The sequence below is a fragment of the Sphingomonas sp. EU05-FHT14C10 genome, from assembly GCF_058790595.1.
On the sequence record NZ_JBYTEN010000014.1, the window covers coordinates 21,744 to 38,564 of the forward strand.

The following is a 16,821-nucleotide window of genomic DNA, read 5'->3' on the forward strand; positions in this document are numbered from 1 at the left end:
AGTCCCTCAGCGCGTCTTGGTGAGAACGGGCTTCACCGTTTCGCCGGGGCTCAGGAAGCCGCCGGCCGAGAGGACGACATGCTCGGTGCCGCCGAGGCCGCTGATCACGGCGACGCCCTTGTCAGTCACGTCGCCGACCTTGATGTCGCGGCGCTCGGCCTTGCTGTCCTTGCCCACCACGTAGACGAAGCTGCCCTTGTCATCGCTCTGCACGGCCGAATCGGGGATCAGCGGAACGATGGCCGAGCCGCCGATGATCGCCGCCTGTGCGAAGCCGCCGGGGCGAAGTTCGGGGTCATAAGGCACGGCGATGCGCGCGATGCCCTGGCGCGTCGTCGGATCGATGACGGGCGAAAGCTGCCAGACGCGGCCGGCGAAGCTCTTGGTCGAGCCCACGGGCGTGACGGTCGCCGTCACGCCTTCGCGCAGCACCGCCATATCGCCTTCGGCAAGCTGGGCGCGCAGCTCCATCTCGCCGTCCTTGGCGATGCGGAACAGCGTGCCGCTGCCGGCCTGTACGACCTGGCCGGGTTCGACTGCGCGCGTGAGGATCAGGCCCGCAGCGGGCGAGCGAATGTCGAGCCGGCCGTTGCGCGCGCGCATTTCGGCGAGCTGCGCTTCGGCGAGGCGAACGCGCGCCGCAGCCGAGTCGCGCGTAGCGAGCAGCTGGTCGACGCTCGCCTTCGAGATGAAGCCGCGGCTGACAAGCTGCTGCGAACGATCGAGATTATTCTGCGCGATGCGGGCATCGGCGCGCGCGACGTTGAGCGAGGCTTCCTGCTGCGCCACCTGCTGCGTCTGGACCGAGCGCTCGATGGTCGCGAGCACCTGCCCGGCGCCGACCCATTGGCCGGGCTGGACAAGGACGCGCGTGACCATCCCGCCTTCGCCGACGACAGCGACCGGCATGTCGACGCGCGCGGCGAGCGATCCGGTGCCGAGGATCTGGCGATCGACCGGCTGGCGACCGGGCACGAAGACCGTGACGGTCGGCGACTGATCGCCCGATGCCGCAGGCTTGGCGGCTTCCTTGCCGCGCATGAAGTAGAAGGCGGCGGCGGCGATCACCGCCAGCGCGACCACCGCGCCGATGATCAGGCGACGCCGGCTGCGGCGGCGGGCCGCGCCGTCCACATCGAGCATGTCGCCACCACGCGAGAAACTGGCCTCGTAGTTCATCGTCTTCAACTTTCCGCCCCGAACAAGTCGCAATGGCAGCTGTATTATATTAATAAGTCACCGGGCTCAAGCGGCGTTTTTGCGTGCCGCGATTCCGGGTCGTTCAGACGGCGTGCAGCCGGTCTATGCTGTTAGGCGCGCATCCACGGAGGAGACGTAAATGAAGACCCTTGTCCTGCTGCCCCTGATCGCCGCCGCTGCCGCGCCGGCCGCGGCGCAAGTCCAGGCGATGCCCGTCATCGCCGTCACCGGCACTACGCTCGACATCAGCGCGGAAGGCGAAACGACGCGCGTCCCCGATGTCGCGACCATTTCGGCCGGCGTCGTGACGCAGGCGGTCGATGCCGCCGCCGCGCTGCGCGACAATGCCGCGCGAGTCGAACGCGTGATCGCCGCGCTCAAGAAGGCCGGCATCGCCGATCGCGACATCCAGACCGCGAACATCCAGCTCAATCCGCAATATCGCTATGCCCAGAACGAAGCGCCGGTGATCACCGGCTATCAGGCGACCAACACGGTCAGCATCCGCTTCCGCGACATCGCCAAGAGCGGCACGGTGCTCGACGCGCTGGTGAAGGAAGGGGCCAACCAGATTTCGGGGCCGAACTTCATGCTCGACAAGCCGGCAGAGGCGCTCGACGAGGCGCGTGTCGCCGCGCTCGGTATCGCCCGCTCGCGCGCCGAGCTTTATGCGAAGGCGGCGGGCCTCAAGGTCAAGCGGATCATCTCGATCAGCGAGAGCGGGGCGGATTTCCCGCAGCCCGTGCCGGTGATGATGATGGCGCGGGCCGATGTCGCGGCTGCCCCGCGGACCAAGATCGTCGCCGGCGAGCAGAAGGTCGGCATCACGCTCAACGTGAAGTTCGAGCTCGAATAAACGAAAGGCCGGCGTTCCCCTTTGGGGGAGCGCCGGCCTCGCAAATCCAGCGGGGCGGTTTAGCGGACCGAGCCGCGCCGGATCAGATTGACGATCGCCAGCAGGATAACTGCGCCTACCAGCGAAACGAGGAAAGACGTCAGTGTCAGCGGAGCGTTGTTGATCGTTCCGCCGCTGAAAATCCAGCCGCCGATGAAGGCACCAATGATGCCGACGACGATATTGAGTATGATGCCCTGCTGGGCGTCCGTCCGCATGATCAGGCTGGCGAGCCAGCCGATGACGCCACCGACGATCAACCAGATAATGAATCCAATCATGTTCACCCTCCTGTCGCCCCGCCATCTGGCGGTGTCTCTATAGACGAATGGAAGGTGAGCCGGTTCCGACGATGACGCAATTTGTTTCGGATGCGGCAGTCGGCACCCTACAGGAAATTTGACATTTGCTTCGGGAAACGCGCCGTCGGCGCATTTCCCGGAGCCTATACTGGTCTCAATATTTCTGCTGGCGCTCGTAGAGCGACTTGTAATGCTGGATGCGCGTCACTCGCAGCCCGGGCATGCCCGAGCGATCGACCGCGCGCTGCCAGCTCGCAAATTCCTCGACCGTGAGATTGTAGCGGTCGCACACCTCGTCGACCGTCAGCAAGCCGCCATTAACGGCCGCCACCACCTCCGCCTTGCGGCGGACGACCCATCGGGTGGTGTTGGCCGGCGGCAATGAATCGAGAGTCAGCGGCTCCCCGAGCGGCCCGATCACTTGAGCTGGACGAATTTTCTGATTCTCGATCATGTTTACCTCGATACGCTGGGATTATCCCGTCCCACTCGGTTTGGCTGATACAGCAGCGGATTTTAGGAACGCTGAAACGTGACGGTAAAAAGCTCGGTCATGTTGGTTTATGGTCGGTTAGCAGCGCGGCCACACCGGGATGAAAGCTGCCTGAGACGCGATGAACGCCCTCGCCGAAAAGATTGACGCGTCCCGCCATCGAGGGATCGCCCGATCGCGCCGGAATCAGCGACGACGCCTGGGCGATCGCCGTGGCGCTTGCCGCCTGCCGCGCCGCCAGTTCGGCGAGCAGCACCGAAATGTCGGGAATCGTCGCCGGTCCGCGCGCCTTCCAGTCGAAACGAGCGAAACTCAGATCCATGAAACGAGGCGACTCCGGAATAGTGCGGCGATGTCATTTCTGTTACGCCGAAAGGATGAAGGGGCCGTAAAGCGCCCCTGTTGAAATCGTGCGCGATCCCCTAAATGACGCCGCGATGACTCCGGATTTCCAGCTTGCCGCGCCTTTTTCGGCCCGCCGCATCATCGTCGCCATGTCCGGCGGCGTCGATTCCTCGGTGGTGGCCGCGCTGGCCGTCCGTTCCGGAGCCGAGACGATCGGCGTGACGCTCCAGCTCTATGATCATGGCGCAGCGGTGGGGCGTACCGGCAGCTGCTGCGCCGGGCAGGATATCCGCGACGCGCGCGCGGTCTGTGACAAGCTGGGCATCGCCCATTATGTCTTCGATCACGAAACGCGCTTCCGCGAGAGTGTGATCGAGGATTTCGCCAACGAATATATGGCCGGGCGCACCCCCATTCCGTGCGTGAAGTGCAATATGGGGGTGAAGTTCACCGATCTCTTTCGCCTCGCGCGCGATCTGGGCGCCGATTGCCTCGCGACCGGCCATTATGTCCGCCGCGTGATGGGCGAGGGCGGGCCGGAACTGCACCGCGCCGTCGATCCGGCGCGCGACCAGAGCTATTTTCTGTTCGCGACCACTGGCGAGCAGCTCGACTATCTGCGCTTCCCGCTGGGCGGCATGCCCAAGCCCGAAGTGCGGGCGATCGCCGCCGAGCTTGGCCTTGGGGTCGCGGCCAAGCCCGACAGCCAGGACATCTGCTTCGTCCCCGACGGCGATTATGCGCGCGTGGTCCGTAAGATCAGGCCCGATGCGGACGAAGGCGGCGAGATTGTCGATCAGTCGGGCCGCGTGCTCGGTCGCCACCGCGGGCTCATCCATTATACGGTCGGCCAGCGGCGCGGGATCGAGATTGGCGGGCAGGCCGAGCCGCTCTACGTCGTCCGGCTCGAGGCGGAGAGCCGGCGCATCGTCGTCGGCCCGCGCGCCGCACTGGCGGTGGGGGCTGCGCGCCTCGCCGACATCAACTGGATCGGCGGCGATCGTCACGGGCCGCTGACCGCCAAGGTCCGTTCGATGGCCAGGCCGGCGCCGGCGCGCCTCGTCGATGGGCGAGTGATCTTCGACACGCCGGAATATGGGGTCGCGCCCGGCCAGGCGGCGGTGCTTTATGATGGCGACCGCGTGCTCGGCGGCGGCTGGATCGCCGAGACGGAAGCGGCACTGCTCGAACTGGTCTAGCCTCGATCGTCATTGCGAGCCTAGCGAAGCAATCCAGAGAGTGTCTGGCTTTTCTGGATTGCTTCGCTGCGCTCGCAATGACGGAGTGGGGATTGCTGGCCTAGCCCAGCGCCTCGACCATTTCCGCGAGCGCCAGCCAGCGCTCCTCGGCTGCGTCCTTTTCCCCGCGCGCGGCGTCGATCGCCTTGGTCAGCGCCTGGAACTTCGCCGGATCGCGCGTGTAGAGATCGGGGTTGGACAAGGCTTTTTCGTCGCGCGCGATCGCAGCCTCGATTTCCTCGATCCGCTTCGGCAGCAGGTCATAGTCGCGCTGGTCCTTGTAGGTCAGCTTGGCCGAAGGCGCCTTGGGCGCGGCGACGGCCTGCGGCTTGGCGGCGGCCTTGTGCGGCTCGGGCTTCGGCTCGCGCCGCTTCGCCCAATCCTCATAGCCACCGGCGACGATATCGACCTTGCCCGATCCATCGAGCCCCAGCGTGATGGTGACCGTGCGATCGAGGAAGTCGCGGTCGTGGCTGACGATCAGCACGGTCCCGTCATAGTCTGCGATCACTTCCTGCAGCAGGTCGAGCGTCTCGAGGTCGAGATCGTTGGTCGGCTCGTCGAGCACGAGCAGGTTCGATTCGCGGGCAAATTCGCGCGCGAGCAGCAGGCGTGAGCGCTCGCCGCCCGAAAGCGTGCCGATGGCCGCGTCCGCCAGACCGGGCTCGAACAGGAAGTCCTTCAGATAGCCCTGGATATGCTTCTTGACCCCGCGCACCGCGATCCAGTCGCCGCCGTCGGCAAGCACGTCGCGGACGCGCTTCTGCGGCTGGAGCAGCGAGCGCTGCTGGTCGATGACGATGCCGTCCAGCGTCTTGGCGAGCGTGATCGTGCCTTCGTCGGGCTCGATCTCGCCGGTGAGCAGCTTGAGCAGCGTGGTCTTGCCCGTGCCGTTCGCGCCGACGATGCCGATGCGGTCGCCGCGCTGGATGCGCAAGGTGAAGTCGCGGATGATCGTCCTGTCACCGAAGCGCTTGGTGACGTTGAGCGCGGTGATGACTGACTTGGTCTTCACGTCGTCGGTGGCGATGGCGAGCTTGGCCGTGCCCGCCGGCCCGATCATCGAGGCCCGCTGCGCGCGCATCTGGTTGAGCTTTTCCAGCCGCCCCTGGTTGCGCCGCCGCCGCGCGGTGACCCCGCGTTCGAGCCAGTGGAACTCCAGCTTCAGCTTGGCGTCCAGCTTCTCGGCGGCGCGCGCTTCCTCGGCATAGGCGCGTTCCATCCATGCCTCGAACCCACCGAAGCCGACGTCGGCACGGCGCAGGTTGCCGCGATCGAGCCATAACGTGGTGCGCGTCAGCCGGGTCAGGAAGGTTCGGTCGTGGCTGATGACCAGGAAAGCGCCGTTGAAGCGGTTGAGCCAGCTTTCCAGCCAGTCGATCGCCGCGAGGTCTAGATGGTTGGTCGGCTCGTCGAGCAGCAGCACGTCGGGCTCCTGGGCCAGCGCGCGCGCGATCGCGGCGCGGCGGCGCTCGCCCCCGCTCGCGGTTGCCGCCTCGCGCGACAGGTCGAGCCCGATCTGGTCGGCGATCGACTCCACCTCGTGCAGCGGCGGCGCATCGGGCGCGGCCATCGCGAAATCGCGCAGCGTCGCGAACTTGCTGACGTCGGGGTCCTGCTCGAGCAGGATGACGCGGGTGCCGGGGACGATGCTGCGCCGCCCCTCGTCGCTTTCGATTCGCCCGGCGAGCAGTTTCAGCAGCGTCGTCTTGCCCGCGCCATTGCGCCCGATCAGCACCAGCCGGTCGCGCTCGCCGATATGGACGTCGAGCCCGCGAAAGAGCCAGCCGCTCCCCTGGATGAGGCCGAGATTTTCGAAGGTTAGGACGGGTGCTGCCATGATCGGCGCGAGATAGCGACGGCGAGGGCGTTCGTCACCCCGCGTCAGTCGTCACGATGCATATCGTCATTGCGAGCGCAGCGAATCAATCCAGCTTTGCGCCCAACATTTCTGGATTGCGTCGCTGCGCTCGCAATGACGGCAGAGGGGCTATCGCGCGGCGCGCTTGGCCTTGGCGTCGGCGACCATCTTCGCGACTTCATCGAGCAATTGATGCGCGTCATAGACGATTCCGTCCTTGATCGGCCATTTCACGCCGCCGACGCGCTCCTGCCTGTCGGTCGCGGGGTTTAGGCGAAGATGTCCGGTGCCGTAGAGCGTCTTGAAGTTGGCGAGCGGATTTTCCGGCGCGATCACCAGATCGGCGAGCATGCCTTCGCGCACCAGCCCGAACTCGGGCGCCTTGCCCTTGGGCTCTTCCAGCGTCCGTGCACCGTTGATCGTCGCCGACTGGATGACCTCGAGCGGCGAGAAGCCGGCTTCCTGCAGCAGTTCGAATTCCTGGATATAGCCGAAGCCCCAAAGTTCGTAGATGAAGCCCGGATCGGAGCCGGTGGTCACGCGCCCGCCCATATTCTTGTAATCGTTCATTAGCCGCATCCAGCGCGCATAGAAGCGCCGCCACATGATCTCGTTCTCGGTCGTCCAGTCGTAGAAATAGCTGCCGTGATTTTCGCGCGACGACTGGAAGAAGTCCCAGAGCGAGGGCAGGGCATAACGTTCCTGCCAGTCGGCATTGCGCGCATGCATCAGATCGCGGCTCGCCGAATAGATGGTGAAGGTAGGATCGAAGGTGACGTGGTTGGCCTTCTGCTCCTCCAGATAGGCGATCCATTCGGGGCTGCCGGGCTCGACCGTCTGGTCCCAGATGGCGGCCGCGCCGCCGAAGCGCTGCTGTTCGTTATTGTAGTTGTAGTCGCTGGGGAATTTCTGGACGCCGCCGTCCTTCAGCAGCGATTCGAAATGGCCGTAGAAATGGGTGACGGTGCCGAGTCCCCATTCGCCCGCGGTGCGCGCATTGACCTGCGCGACGCCGAGCTGGCCGAGATGCGCGACGGTGCCGAGCCCTGCCGCCTTGGCCGCCTCGATCGCCGCCTTCATCACCTCGGGCGGGTCCATGTTGAAGAATTTGATGCCGTCGACGCCGTTCGCCGCCGCCCATTTCACCCAGGCGCGCGCCTTTTCGGGCGTGTCGACCTTGCCGCCGCTCCAGCCGTCACCGAGCACGAGATAGACATAGAGGCGGGGGGCGACGATCTGGTTGGCGGCGCTGCGGCGCTTGTCGTCCATGCTGCGGTTGGGTGTGCCGAAATAAAAGGGAACGCCGCGCACCGTGGTGACACCATGCGCCAGCCACAGCTTGTAGCCATAGGATGCGTCGGGGGCCTTCTCCGCATTGCCGTTATGGCCGTGCGTGTCGACGAAGCCGGGGAGGACGTACATGCCCGTGGCGTCGATCTCGCGATCGAACTGGCGCGGCGCGCGGTCGGCGCGCATCGGCAGGCCGGGCGTGCCGGCGGGCCTGATCTCGGCGATGCGATTGCCGTGGACGACGATATCGACCGGGCCGCGCGGGGGAGCGCCGCTGCCGTCGATCAGCGTCGCACCGCGAACGACGAGCGTGGCATAGGGGCCGGCGCCTTCGCCCGGCGCGCGATCGGCGACGCGGATCATCCCGTCATTCTGCGCCGCCGCCGGATGCGCGGCCGCACAGGCAAGTGCCAGCGAAGCAAGCAGTTTGCGGATCATGGCTTCCCCCTTCGGACCTGTGCGGCATTCATGACCTATTCAAGGCCTCTCGCCTATGCCAACCAGCAATGAAGATGACCAAGCCCATCCTGACAGCGATAATCTTCGCCGTTGGCGCTGCGGTGGTCGCCGATTCGGCGATCGCCCAGCGGAGGGCGCAGCCTTATCCGGGCGATCGCTATGAACGGCCCTATCCGGGCGGCCGGGATCGGGACGGCGGTCGCGACCGCGACGGTGGTCGGGATCGCGATGGCGGCCGGGACGGTCCATCGGGCTACCCCTATGGCGGGCCGCCTTTCCGGCGCGGCGATCAATATGAGGCCTACCGCGCCCGCGCGCAGGGGCAGGTGCGTTCGCTGCGCGAGATCGAGGGGCGCATCGTCCCGCGCATGCCCGGCGCATCCTATCTCGGTCCCGAGTTCAATTCGGCGAGCGGCAATTATCGCCTCAAATTCCTGCGCGGTGGGCAGGTGATCTGGGTCGATGTCGACGGTCGGACTGGACAGGTGGTCGGCCGTTCGGGCTATTAAGCGCAACGCTTCCGTTACATTGAGAGGATTTCGATGCGTGTTCTGATCGTCGAGGACGAACCGAGCCTGGGCCAGCAGCTTCGCAGCACGCTTGAGGATACGGGCTATGCGGTCGATCTCGCCACGGATGGCGAGGATGGGCATTTCCTCGGTTCGACCGAATCCTACGACGCGGTGATCCTCGACCTCGGCCTGCCCGAGATTGACGGGCTCACGGTGCTTGATCGCTGGCGCAAGGAAGGCCGCACCATGCCGGTGCTCGTGCTGACCGCGCGCGACAGCTGGTCGGACAAGGTGGCGGGGCTCGATGCGGGCGCCGACGATTATCTCGCCAAGCCCTTCCAGTCGGAGGAGCTGATCGCCCGCCTGCGCGCGCTGATCCGCCGCGCCTCGGGCAATGCCAGTTCGGAGCTGATCGCGGGCGACGTGCGCCTCGACACGCGCAGCGGTCGCGTGACGCTGGCCGGCGAACCGGTGAAACTGACCGCGCAGGAATATAAGCTGCTCAGCTACCTGCTTCACCACAAGGGCAAGGTCGTCAGCCGCACCGAGCTTATCGAGCATATCTACGATCAGGATTTCGATCGCGATTCGAACACGATCGAAGTGTTCGTGACGCGCATCCGCAAGAAGCTGGGTCAGGACGTGATCACCACGATCCGCGGCCTCGGCTACAGCCTCGAAGATCCGGCCGCCTGACATGGCCGATGTGCCGGCCCCCGAACCGGCGGCCGGCATGACCGAGCCGACCGTGCCGCCCGCCGAACGCCGGCGGACGACGGGGTCGCTCAGCCGGCGCATGATCGTCATCGCCGGCCTGTGGATCAGCCTGCTTCTGCTGGGCGGCGGCGTGGCGCTCGATCGCGTGCTGACCGGCGCGGTGACGCGCAATTTCGACGACTCACTCGAATATGTGCTGACCGCGATGATCGCCTCGGCCGAGATCGGGCCAGGGGGTGAGGTGCTGCTCAACCGGCCGCTCGGCGACCAGCGATTCCTCGAGCCCTATTCGGGGCTTTACTACCAGATCAGCGGCAAGGGCTTCGACCATTTCCGCTCGCGTTCGCTGTGGGATCGCGCGCTGCAGGTGCATAGCGGGCATGGCGACGACGACATCCACGTCTATGACAGCAAGGAGTTTCCCGACGATCGGCTGCGCGTGCTCGAACGCGACGTGAAGCTGCCGGGGTCGAAGGTGACATGGCGGTTCCAGGTCGCGCAGTCGCGCGCCGGGCTGGACGAGCAGATCGCCTCGCTCCGCAAGACGCTGGTGCGCAGCTTTGCGTTGCTGGCGCTGGGGCTGATCGTGCTTGCCGCGCTCCAGACATTTTACGGGCTGTGGCCGCTGCGCAAGGTGCGCGACGCGATCGCCGCGATGCGCGCCGGCAAGGCGAGCCGGATCACCGAGGCGATGCCGATCGAAGTGACGCCGCTGGTCGAAGAACTGAACGCGCTGCTCGAGCATAACGAGAAGCAGGCCGAGGAAGCGCGCCGCCACGCGGGCAATCTTGCCCATGCGCTCAAGACGCCGCTGACCGTCATCATGAACGCCGCGACCGCAGGCGCGCCCGATCTGGCCGAGACCGTGGCGCGCGAGGCCACAACGATGCGCCGGCAGGTCGACCATCATCTCGCCCGCGCGCGCGCCGTGGGTCGGCGAGGCCATGCGCACAGCCGGGCCGAGGTCTGGCCCAGCCTGCAGGCTGTCGAGCGTGCGGTGGGGCGGCTCTACAGCCATGTCCGGCTCGATATGGCGGGGCGCCAGGATCTGGCGGTGCGCGTCGAGCGGCAGGATCTCGACGAGATGCTTGGCAACCTGATCGAGAATGCCGCCAAATATGGCGGGGGCAGCGTGTTCGTGACCGTCGCCGGCGATGCGGGCTTTGTCGAGATCATGGTCGAGGATGATGGCCGCGGCATCCCGGAGGAACTGCGCGACAAGCTGTTCGAGCGCGGCGCGAGGCTGGACACCTCGAAGCCCGGGACCGGGCTCGGCCTCGCCATCGTCCGCGACGTCGTCGAGATTTACGGCGGCACCGTCGCGCTCGAGGAAAGCGAGGATCTGGGAGGCTTGCTCGTCAGGCTGCGGCTCCCGGCCGCGGATTGAGGGGCGCGCTTCTGCCAAGCGCCGACAGCTGACGACGAACGACACGGCTGGCGCTTGCGCGTTCCGCTTGCGTCATTAAGCTCTGCCACTTCTTATGACTTCCCAGGGACAATCCATGATTCATCGCATCCTTCTGGGCGCGGCGACGCTTGCGCTCGCCACGGCCATCGCCCAGCCTGCGCTGGCGCAGGGCACGGCCGCGCAGCCCGCCACGCTGGCGCCGTCGACGCCGGGCCATCCGAGCCTCGGCGACTTCGGCGTCGATCTGGCCGGCATGGACAAGAGCGTCGCGCCCGGCGACGATTTCTACAAGTTCGTCAACGGCACCTGGGACAAGAACACCAAGATCCCCGACGACCGCGCCTCGTGGGGCGGCTTCGCGATCCTGCGTGACCTGTCCGACCAGCGCACCCGCATCGTGATCGAGCAATCGGCCCAGACCAAGGCGGCGCCGGGCTCGGCGACGCAGAAGGTGGGGGACTATTATGCCAGCTTCATGGACGAGGCGGCGATCGAGGCGAAGGGCATCACTCCGCTGAAGCCGCAGCTCGATGAGATCGCGGCGATCAAGTCGGCCGCCGACGTCGCACGCATCTTCGGCGAGGATCAGCGCATCGGCATCGACACGCCGATCGGCGCGGGTGTTGAGCAGGACCTGAAGAACAACAGCACCTACGCCGTCTATATCGGCCAGGGCGGCCTCGGCCTTCCCGACCGCGACTATTATCTCGTCGACACCAACCCGAAGTTCGAAGAGGCGCGGACCAAGTACAAGGCCTATGTCGCGCAGATGCTGACGCTGGCCGGCATCCCCGATGCCGAGGCCAAGGCGCAGCGCATCTACGATCTTGAGGTCAAGATCGCCAAGACGCACTGGACCCGCGCCGAATCGCGTCAGCTCGAAAAGCTATACAATCCCGTCGCGTCCGCCGAGGCAGCCGCAAAATATCCGGGCTTCGACTGGAAGGCGTTCCTGACCGCCGCTGGCGCAGGGAACCAGGCGCAGGTCGTCGTCATGCAGCCGAGCGCGATCACCGGCACGGCGGCGCTGATCGCATCCGAGCCGCTGGATGTCTGGAAGGACTATCTGACGCTACGCACGATCAGCAACGCCGCGCCGCTGCTGCCCAAGGCCTTCGTCCAGGCCAATTTCGACATGTACGGCAAGACGCTGTCGGGCACGCCCATGCTCAAGGATCGCTGGAAGCGCGGCACCGATCTCGTCAATGCCGGGCTGGGCGAAGCGGTGGGCGAGCTTTACGTCGCCAAATATTTCCCGCCCGAATCCAAGGCGAAGATGGAAGTCCTCGTCGGCAACCTGCGCGCCGCGCTCGATCTGCGGCTGCAGAAGCTGGCCTGGATGGCGCCCGAGACGAAGGAAAAGGCGCGGGCCAAGCTCGCCGCCTTCACCGCCAAGATCGGTTATCCCGACAAGTGGCGCGACTATTCGGCGCTTATGATCAAGCGCGACGATGCCTATGGCAACGAACTGCGCTCGACCGCCTTCGAATATCAGCGCAACCTCGACAAGATCGGCAAGCCCGTCGATCGCAGCGAGTGGGGCATGACGCCGCAGACGGTGAACGCCTACGCCAACCCGCTGATGAACGAGGTGGTCTTCCCTGCCGCGATCCTCCAGCCGCCCTTCTTCGATCCCAATGCGGACGATGCAGTCAACTACGGCGCGATCGGTGCGGTGATCGGCCATGAGCTGAGCCACCATTTCGACGATCAGGGCAGCAAGTTCGATCCCAAGGGCAATCTCAGCGAATGGTGGACGGCCGAGGATGTGAAGCGCTTCAAGGCCTATACCGATCGCGTCGTCGCCCAATATGGCGCCTATGAGCCGATCCCGGGCAGCCATGTGAACGGCGAGCTGACGCTGGGCGAGAATATGGCCGATCTCGCGGGCGTGAACATCGCGCTCGACGCGTATCATATCTCGCTGAAGGGCAAGGCGGCGCCGGTGCTCGACGGGTTCAACGGCGACCAGCGCTTCTTCCTCGGGTTCGCGCAGATCTATCGCTACAAGGGCCGCGACGCGGCGGTGCAGCAGCAGCTGACCACCGATCCGCATACGCCGGGCAACTGGCGGCCTTATGTCGTGCGCAATCTCGACGCCTGGTATTCGGCGTTCGGCGTGAAGCCGGGCGAGAAATTCTACCTGGCGCCCGATCAGCGCATCAAGGTCTGGTAAGAATGATGGGGCGGTTCCGAAAGGGACCGCCCTTCCTCATTGCGGCGGCGCTTACGCGCCGTCGCGCATCCGTTCATGGTGACGGATCACTTCATCGATGATGAAGCGCAGGAACTTCTCCGAAAATTCAGGATCGAGATTGGCGTCCGATGCCAGCCGGCGCAGCCGCTCGATCTGGCGGTCCTCGCGGCCCGGATCGGCCGGGGGCAGGCCGTGCGTCGCCTTGTGACGGCCGACGGCCTGCGTGATCTTGAAGCGCTCGGCGAGCATGAAGACCAGCGCGGCATCGATATTGTCGATGCTTTCCCGGTAACGCGCCAGTGTATCGTCGGCCATTCGAATCCCCTGTTTGGGTCGTTTTCGACACAGACGGCCCCGAGCGCAAGCGCTTCGCGCTTGCGCTCGGCTCGCGCCCGCGCCACATCGCCCCAATGACTGCGACAGTTCACCGCATCGGCGCCGAGCGCCAGCCTACGCTCGATCCGATGATGGCGCTCGTCGCGCAGGATATGAATGCGGTCAACAGCGTCATCCTCGATCGCATGCAATCGCACATTCCGTTGATTCCCGAACTTGCAGGCCATCTGATCGCGGGCGGGGGCAAGCGGATGCGGCCGATGCTCACGCTCGCCTGCGCCCGGCTGCTTGGCTATCCGGGCACGCGGCACCACCAGCTCGCAGCCTGCGTCGAGTTCATCCACACCGCGACTCTGCTCCACGACGATGTCGTCGACGGATCGGACCTGCGCCGGGGCAAGCGCACCGCCAACATGATCTGGGGCAATCCGGCAAGCGTGCTCGTCGGCGATTTCCTGTTCAGCCGATCGTTCGAGCTGATGGTCGAGGACGGCAGCCTGAAGGTGCTCCGCATCCTGTCCAACGCCAGCGCGGTGATCGCGGAGGGTGAGGTCAACCAGCTGAGCGCGCAGCGCCGCGTCGATACCAGCGAGGACCAGTATCTGGAGATCATCGGCGCGAAGACCGCGGCATTGTTCGCCGCCGCGTGCCGCATCGCCGCCGTCGTCGCCGAACGCCCGGAGGCGGAGGAACTCGCGCTCGACGCCTATGGCCGCAACCTGGGTATCGCTTTCCAGCTCGTCGACGACGCGATCGACTATGCGTCCGACGCGCGCACGATGGGCAAGGACACGGGCGACGATTTCCGCGACGGCAAGGTGACGCTGCCCGTCATCCTCGCCCACGCGCGCGGCAGCGATGCCGACAAGCGCTTCTGGCGCGACGCGATGATGGGGCATCGCATCTCGGACGCCGATCTCGATCAGGCAAAGCAATTGCTGGCCGACACCGAAGCGCTGGCCGACACGATCGCGCGTGCGCGTTTCTACGGCCAGCGGGCGATCGACGCGCTGGGCGGCTTCGCGTCGGGGCAGGCCAAGGCGGCACTGGTCGAAGCCGTCGAATTCGCGATCGCACGCGCCTACTGAGCGCAATTAGAGGCGGGCGATGACGACCCTGCCCATCCACGCCGTTCTTGGCGATCTGCTCGCGGCCTTGCGCTTGTCGTCCAACGCCGTGCTCGTCGCCCCGCCGGGCGCGGGCAAAACGACGGCGGTGGCCCCCGTGCTGCTCGGTGAGCCCTGGTGCGCCGGGCAGGTGCTGCTGCTGTCGCCGCGCAGGCTGGCGGCGCGCGCCGCAGCGGAGCGGATGGCGGCGCTGGCGGGCGAACCCGTCGGCCGCACGATCGGCTATGCGACGCGCATGGATGCGAAGCAGTCGGCCGACACGCGCCTGCTGGTGCTGACCGAAGGCATTTTCCGCAATCGCATCCAGAGCGATCCCGAGCTTGCCGGCATATCGGCCGTGCTGTTCGACGAAGTGCACGAACGCTCGCTCGACAGCGATTTCGGGCTCGCGCTCGCGCTCGATGCGCAGGCGGCGCTGCGTCCCGATCTGCGGCTGGTGGCGATGTCGGCGACGCTCGACGGCGCGCGCTTCTCGGCGTTGATGGGCGATGCGCCGGTGATCGAGAGCGAAGGGCGCAGTCATCCCCTGACGCTGCGCCACATCGGCCGCCGTGCCGAGGCGCGGATCGAGGATGAGATGGCGGCCGCGATCCGCCGCGCGCTGGCCGAGGAAAAGGGCGGGCTGCTCGCCTTCCTGCCGGGCGTCGCGGAAATTGAGCGCACCGCCGAGCGGCTCGACGGTCTCGCGCCCGATATCGATCTTCATCGCCTCCACGGTTCGCTCGATCCGGCCGCCCAGCGCGTGGCGATCGCGGCGGCCCCGCCGGGCAAGCGCAAGCTCGTCCTCGCCACGTCGATCGCCGAGACCAGCCTGACGCTCGATGGCGTGCGCATCGTCGTCGATTCGGGGCTGGCGCGACGGCCGCGCTATGATCGCGCGGCGGGGATGACGCGCCTCGTTACCGAGCGTGCAAGCCGGGCAGCCGTCACCCAGCGCGCCGGCCGCGCCGCGCGCCAGTCGCCGGGCGTCGCCTATCGTCTGTGGGAGGAAGCGGCGACCGCCGGCCTGCCTCCCTTCGACCCGCCCGAGATCGCCGAAGCCGATCTGTCCGCCTTGCTGCTCGATTGCGCAATCTGGGGCGTGCGCGATCCGCGCGATCTCAACTGGCTCGATCCGCCGGGCGAAGCCGCGATCGCAGAAGCGCGGAGCCGGTTGCTGACCCTCGGCGCGATCGATGTCGACGGTCGCCCGACGGCGCATGGACGAAAGCTGGCGACACTGCCGCTGCCGCCGCGGCTGGCGCATATGCTGGTGGAGGCGCGCGAGCTTGGCTGGGCGCGCACGGCGGCCGAGGTTGCCGTGCTGTTGTCGGAGCGCGGACTGGGCGGCAACGATCCCGATCTGGAACTGCGCCTGCGTCGCTGGGGGAGCGAGCGCGGCCAGCGCGCCGAGGCGGGGCGCAGGCTTGCCGCGCGCTGGGAGAAGCTGGTGGGCGGCGACGGCGGACGCGGCGGCGCGGGCGCTGCCGTTGCGCTGGCCTTTCCCGATCGCGTCGCGCGGCGGCGCAGCCATGACGGGGAGGACTGGATCAGCGTCGGCGGGCGCGGCTTTCGCCTCGACCCCACGTCGCCGCTCGCGCGCGCCGAATGGCTTGCGGTCGCCGAAACGCAGGGCGCGGCATCGGGCGCGCGCATCCTCTCCGCCGCGCCGCTCGATCCGGCCGAGGTCGAAAGCCTTTTCGCCGACCGGATCGAAAACGGCAGCCATGTGCGCTTCGATGCCGCGACCGGCGGCGTCTCCGCTACGCGCGAACGCCGGCTGGGCGCGATCCTGCTGGCGCGCGGGCCCGACGACCGTGCCGATCCGGCTGCTATCGCGGCGGCGCTGCTGGACGGCGTGCGCGCGGGCGGCCTGTCGTTGCTGCCATGGCCCGAAAGCGCTGCGGCGCTGCGCGCGCGCATCGGCTTCGCGGCTGGCCATGGCGGGGCCGAGGTCGACGTTTCCGAAGATGCGCTGATGGCCGCGCTCGACGACTGGCTGCCGCCTTTGCTCAAGGGCCGGCGGCGGCTGGCCGACATCGATCCGGGCGCGCTTGCCGGTGTGCTCGACGGCTTGCTCGGCTGGGAAGGGCGGCAGACGCTCGATCGGATCGCGCCCACGCACTTCGCCTCGCTCGCCGGCAGCAACCACGCGATCGACTATGCGGCGGAAGGCGGTCCGCGCGTCGAGCTCCGCCCGCAGGCGCTGTTCGGTCTGGCCGAGCATCCCACGGTCGCGGGCGGTCGCGTGCCGCTCGTCCTCAGCCTCACCTCGCCCGCCGGCCGGCCGATCCAGACGACGCGCGACCTGCCCGGATTTTGGGCAGGAAGCTGGGCTTCGGTGGCAAAGGAAATGCGCGGTCGCTACCCCCGGCATCCCTGGCCGGACGATCCGGCGGGAGCGCTCGCGACACTTCGCACCAAAAAGGCTGATGCGCGGCGCGGCTGAACGCTTGCCTTGC

General features: G+C 66.8%; 15 protein-coding genes. 8 read left to right on the forward strand and 7 right to left on the reverse strand.

Going from position 1 to position 16,821, the window contains the following annotated elements:
* Positions 1-6: 6 nt before the first annotated feature.
* Complete coding sequence (locus tag AC3WT0_RS13775; protein WP_492754043.1) at positions 7-1,179, reverse strand: efflux RND transporter periplasmic adaptor subunit; 1,173 nt, start codon at positions 1,177-1,179, stop codon at positions 7-9.
* Between the two features lie 160 nt (positions 1,180-1,339).
* On the opposite strand from AC3WT0_RS13775, the gene AC3WT0_RS13780 reads away from it, so the two are divergent.
* Positions 1,340-2,056: an SIMPL domain-containing protein gene (locus AC3WT0_RS13780; RefSeq protein WP_492753973.1), complete on the forward strand. Its 717-nt coding sequence runs from the start codon at positions 1,340-1,342 to the stop codon at positions 2,054-2,056.
* A gap of 59 nt (positions 2,057-2,115) precedes the next feature.
* Here AC3WT0_RS13780 and AC3WT0_RS13785 read toward each other — a convergent pair whose 3' ends face one another.
* The 3 genes from AC3WT0_RS13785 to AC3WT0_RS13795 all read right to left on the reverse strand — a co-directional run bounded on the left by AC3WT0_RS13785 (position 2,116) and on the right by AC3WT0_RS13795 (position 3,212).
* Positions 2,116-2,373 carry a GlsB/YeaQ/YmgE family stress response membrane protein gene (locus AC3WT0_RS13785; RefSeq protein WP_492754044.1) on the reverse strand — a complete coding sequence of 86 codons (258 nt, stop codon included), beginning with the start codon at positions 2,371-2,373 and terminating at the stop codon, positions 2,116-2,118.
* A 178-nt stretch (positions 2,374-2,551) separates the two neighbouring features.
* Positions 2,552-2,851, reverse strand: a complete 300-nt coding sequence (gene sciP / locus AC3WT0_RS13790) for a CtrA inhibitor SciP (RefSeq protein ID WP_492753974.1) — start codon at positions 2,849-2,851, stop codon at positions 2,552-2,554.
* Between the two features lie 97 nt (positions 2,852-2,948).
* Positions 2,949-3,212 (reverse strand): hypothetical protein, encoded by a 264-nt coding sequence (locus tag AC3WT0_RS13795; protein WP_492753975.1) that lies wholly within the window; start codon positions 3,210-3,212, stop codon positions 2,949-2,951.
* A gap of 115 nt (positions 3,213-3,327) precedes the next feature.
* On the opposite strand from AC3WT0_RS13795, the gene mnmA reads away from it, so the two are divergent.
* Complete coding sequence (mnmA, locus tag AC3WT0_RS13800; protein WP_492753976.1) at positions 3,328-4,434, forward strand: tRNA 2-thiouridine(34) synthase MnmA; 1,107 nt, start codon at positions 3,328-3,330, stop codon at positions 4,432-4,434.
* Positions 4,435-4,534: 100 nt separating this feature from the next.
* Here mnmA and AC3WT0_RS13805 read toward each other — a convergent pair whose 3' ends face one another.
* Both AC3WT0_RS13805 and AC3WT0_RS13810 read right to left on the reverse strand, forming a co-directional pair.
* On the reverse strand, positions 4,535-6,313 hold the full coding sequence (locus tag AC3WT0_RS13805; RefSeq protein WP_492753977.1) for an ABC-F family ATP-binding cassette domain-containing protein: 1,779 nt from the start codon (positions 6,311-6,313) through the stop codon (positions 4,535-4,537).
* A 150-nt stretch (positions 6,314-6,463) separates the two neighbouring features.
* Positions 6,464-8,062, reverse strand: a complete 1,599-nt coding sequence (locus tag AC3WT0_RS13810; RefSeq protein WP_492753978.1) for an amidohydrolase family protein — start codon at positions 8,060-8,062, stop codon at positions 6,464-6,466.
* A 74-nt stretch (positions 8,063-8,136) separates the two neighbouring features.
* On the opposite strand from AC3WT0_RS13810, the gene AC3WT0_RS13815 reads away from it, so the two are divergent.
* From AC3WT0_RS13815 to AC3WT0_RS13830, 4 genes are all read left to right on the forward strand, one after another.
* A complete protein-coding gene (locus tag AC3WT0_RS13815; RefSeq protein WP_492753979.1) occupies positions 8,137-8,592 on the forward strand; it encodes a hypothetical protein in 456 nt (151 codons plus the stop codon).
* A gap of 33 nt (positions 8,593-8,625) precedes the next feature.
* Positions 8,626-9,291: a response regulator transcription factor gene (locus AC3WT0_RS13820; protein ID WP_492753980.1), complete on the forward strand. Its 666-nt coding sequence runs from the start codon at positions 8,626-8,628 to the stop codon at positions 9,289-9,291.
* Positions 9,292-9,328: 37 nt separating this feature from the next.
* The gene (locus tag AC3WT0_RS13825; RefSeq protein ID WP_492754045.1) at positions 9,329-10,699 is read left to right on the forward strand and encodes a sensor histidine kinase; all 1,371 of its coding nucleotides are present in this window, start codon (positions 9,329-9,331) and stop codon (positions 10,697-10,699) included.
* A gap of 115 nt (positions 10,700-10,814) precedes the next feature.
* The gene (locus tag AC3WT0_RS13830) at positions 10,815-12,896 is read left to right on the forward strand and encodes a M13 family metallopeptidase (RefSeq protein ID WP_492753981.1); all 2,082 of its coding nucleotides are present in this window, start codon (positions 10,815-10,817) and stop codon (positions 12,894-12,896) included.
* Between the two features lie 51 nt (positions 12,897-12,947).
* Here AC3WT0_RS13830 and AC3WT0_RS13835 read toward each other — a convergent pair whose 3' ends face one another.
* Positions 12,948-13,232, reverse strand: coding sequence for a chorismate mutase (locus tag AC3WT0_RS13835; RefSeq protein ID WP_492753982.1), 285 nt, complete (start codon positions 13,230-13,232; stop codon positions 12,948-12,950).
* A 95-nt stretch (positions 13,233-13,327) separates the two neighbouring features.
* Here AC3WT0_RS13835 and AC3WT0_RS13840 point away from each other — a divergent pair, with 95 nt between their 5' ends.
* Both AC3WT0_RS13840 and hrpB read left to right on the forward strand, forming a co-directional pair.
* Positions 13,328-14,341, forward strand: coding sequence for a polyprenyl synthetase family protein (locus tag AC3WT0_RS13840; protein ID WP_492753983.1), 1,014 nt, complete (start codon positions 13,328-13,330; stop codon positions 14,339-14,341).
* A gap of 19 nt (positions 14,342-14,360) precedes the next feature.
* Positions 14,361-16,808 (forward strand): ATP-dependent helicase HrpB, encoded by a 2,448-nt coding sequence (gene hrpB / locus AC3WT0_RS13845; protein WP_492753984.1) that lies wholly within the window; start codon positions 14,361-14,363, stop codon positions 16,806-16,808.
* The last annotated feature ends 13 nt before the right edge of the window (positions 16,809-16,821 follow it).

Coding starts and splice junctions, on each gene's coding strand:
- AC3WT0_RS13775 (WP_492754043.1), bottom strand. CDS start 1,179: ATGAACTACGAGGCCAGTTTCTCGCGTGGTGGCGACATGCTCGATGTG.
- AC3WT0_RS13780 (WP_492753973.1), top strand. CDS start 1,340: ATGAAGACCCTTGTCCTGCTGCCCCTGATCGCCGCCGCTGCCGCGCCG.
- sciP (WP_492753974.1), bottom strand. CDS start 2,851: ATGATCGAGAATCAGAAAATTCGTCCAGCTCAAGTGATCGGGCCGCTC.
- AC3WT0_RS13795 (WP_492753975.1), bottom strand. CDS start 3,212: ATGGATCTGAGTTTCGCTCGTTTCGACTGGAAGGCGCGCGGACCGGCG.
- mnmA (WP_492753976.1), top strand. CDS start 3,328: ATGACTCCGGATTTCCAGCTTGCCGCGCCTTTTTCGGCCCGCCGCATC.
- AC3WT0_RS13805 (WP_492753977.1), bottom strand. CDS start 6,313: ATGGCAGCACCCGTCCTAACCTTCGAAAATCTCGGCCTCATCCAGGGG.
- AC3WT0_RS13810 (WP_492753978.1), bottom strand. CDS start 8,062: ATGATCCGCAAACTGCTTGCTTCGCTGGCACTTGCCTGTGCGGCCGCG.
- AC3WT0_RS13815 (WP_492753979.1), top strand. CDS start 8,137: ATGACCAAGCCCATCCTGACAGCGATAATCTTCGCCGTTGGCGCTGCG.
- AC3WT0_RS13820 (WP_492753980.1), top strand. CDS start 8,626: ATGCGTGTTCTGATCGTCGAGGACGAACCGAGCCTGGGCCAGCAGCTT.
- AC3WT0_RS13825 (WP_492754045.1), top strand. CDS start 9,329: ATGACCGAGCCGACCGTGCCGCCCGCCGAACGCCGGCGGACGACGGGG.
- AC3WT0_RS13830 (WP_492753981.1), top strand. CDS start 10,815: ATGATTCATCGCATCCTTCTGGGCGCGGCGACGCTTGCGCTCGCCACG.
- AC3WT0_RS13835 (WP_492753982.1), bottom strand. CDS start 13,232: ATGGCCGACGATACACTGGCGCGTTACCGGGAAAGCATCGACAATATC.
- AC3WT0_RS13840 (WP_492753983.1), top strand. CDS start 13,328: ATGACTGCGACAGTTCACCGCATCGGCGCCGAGCGCCAGCCTACGCTC.
- hrpB (WP_492753984.1), top strand. CDS start 14,361: ATGACGACCCTGCCCATCCACGCCGTTCTTGGCGATCTGCTCGCGGCC.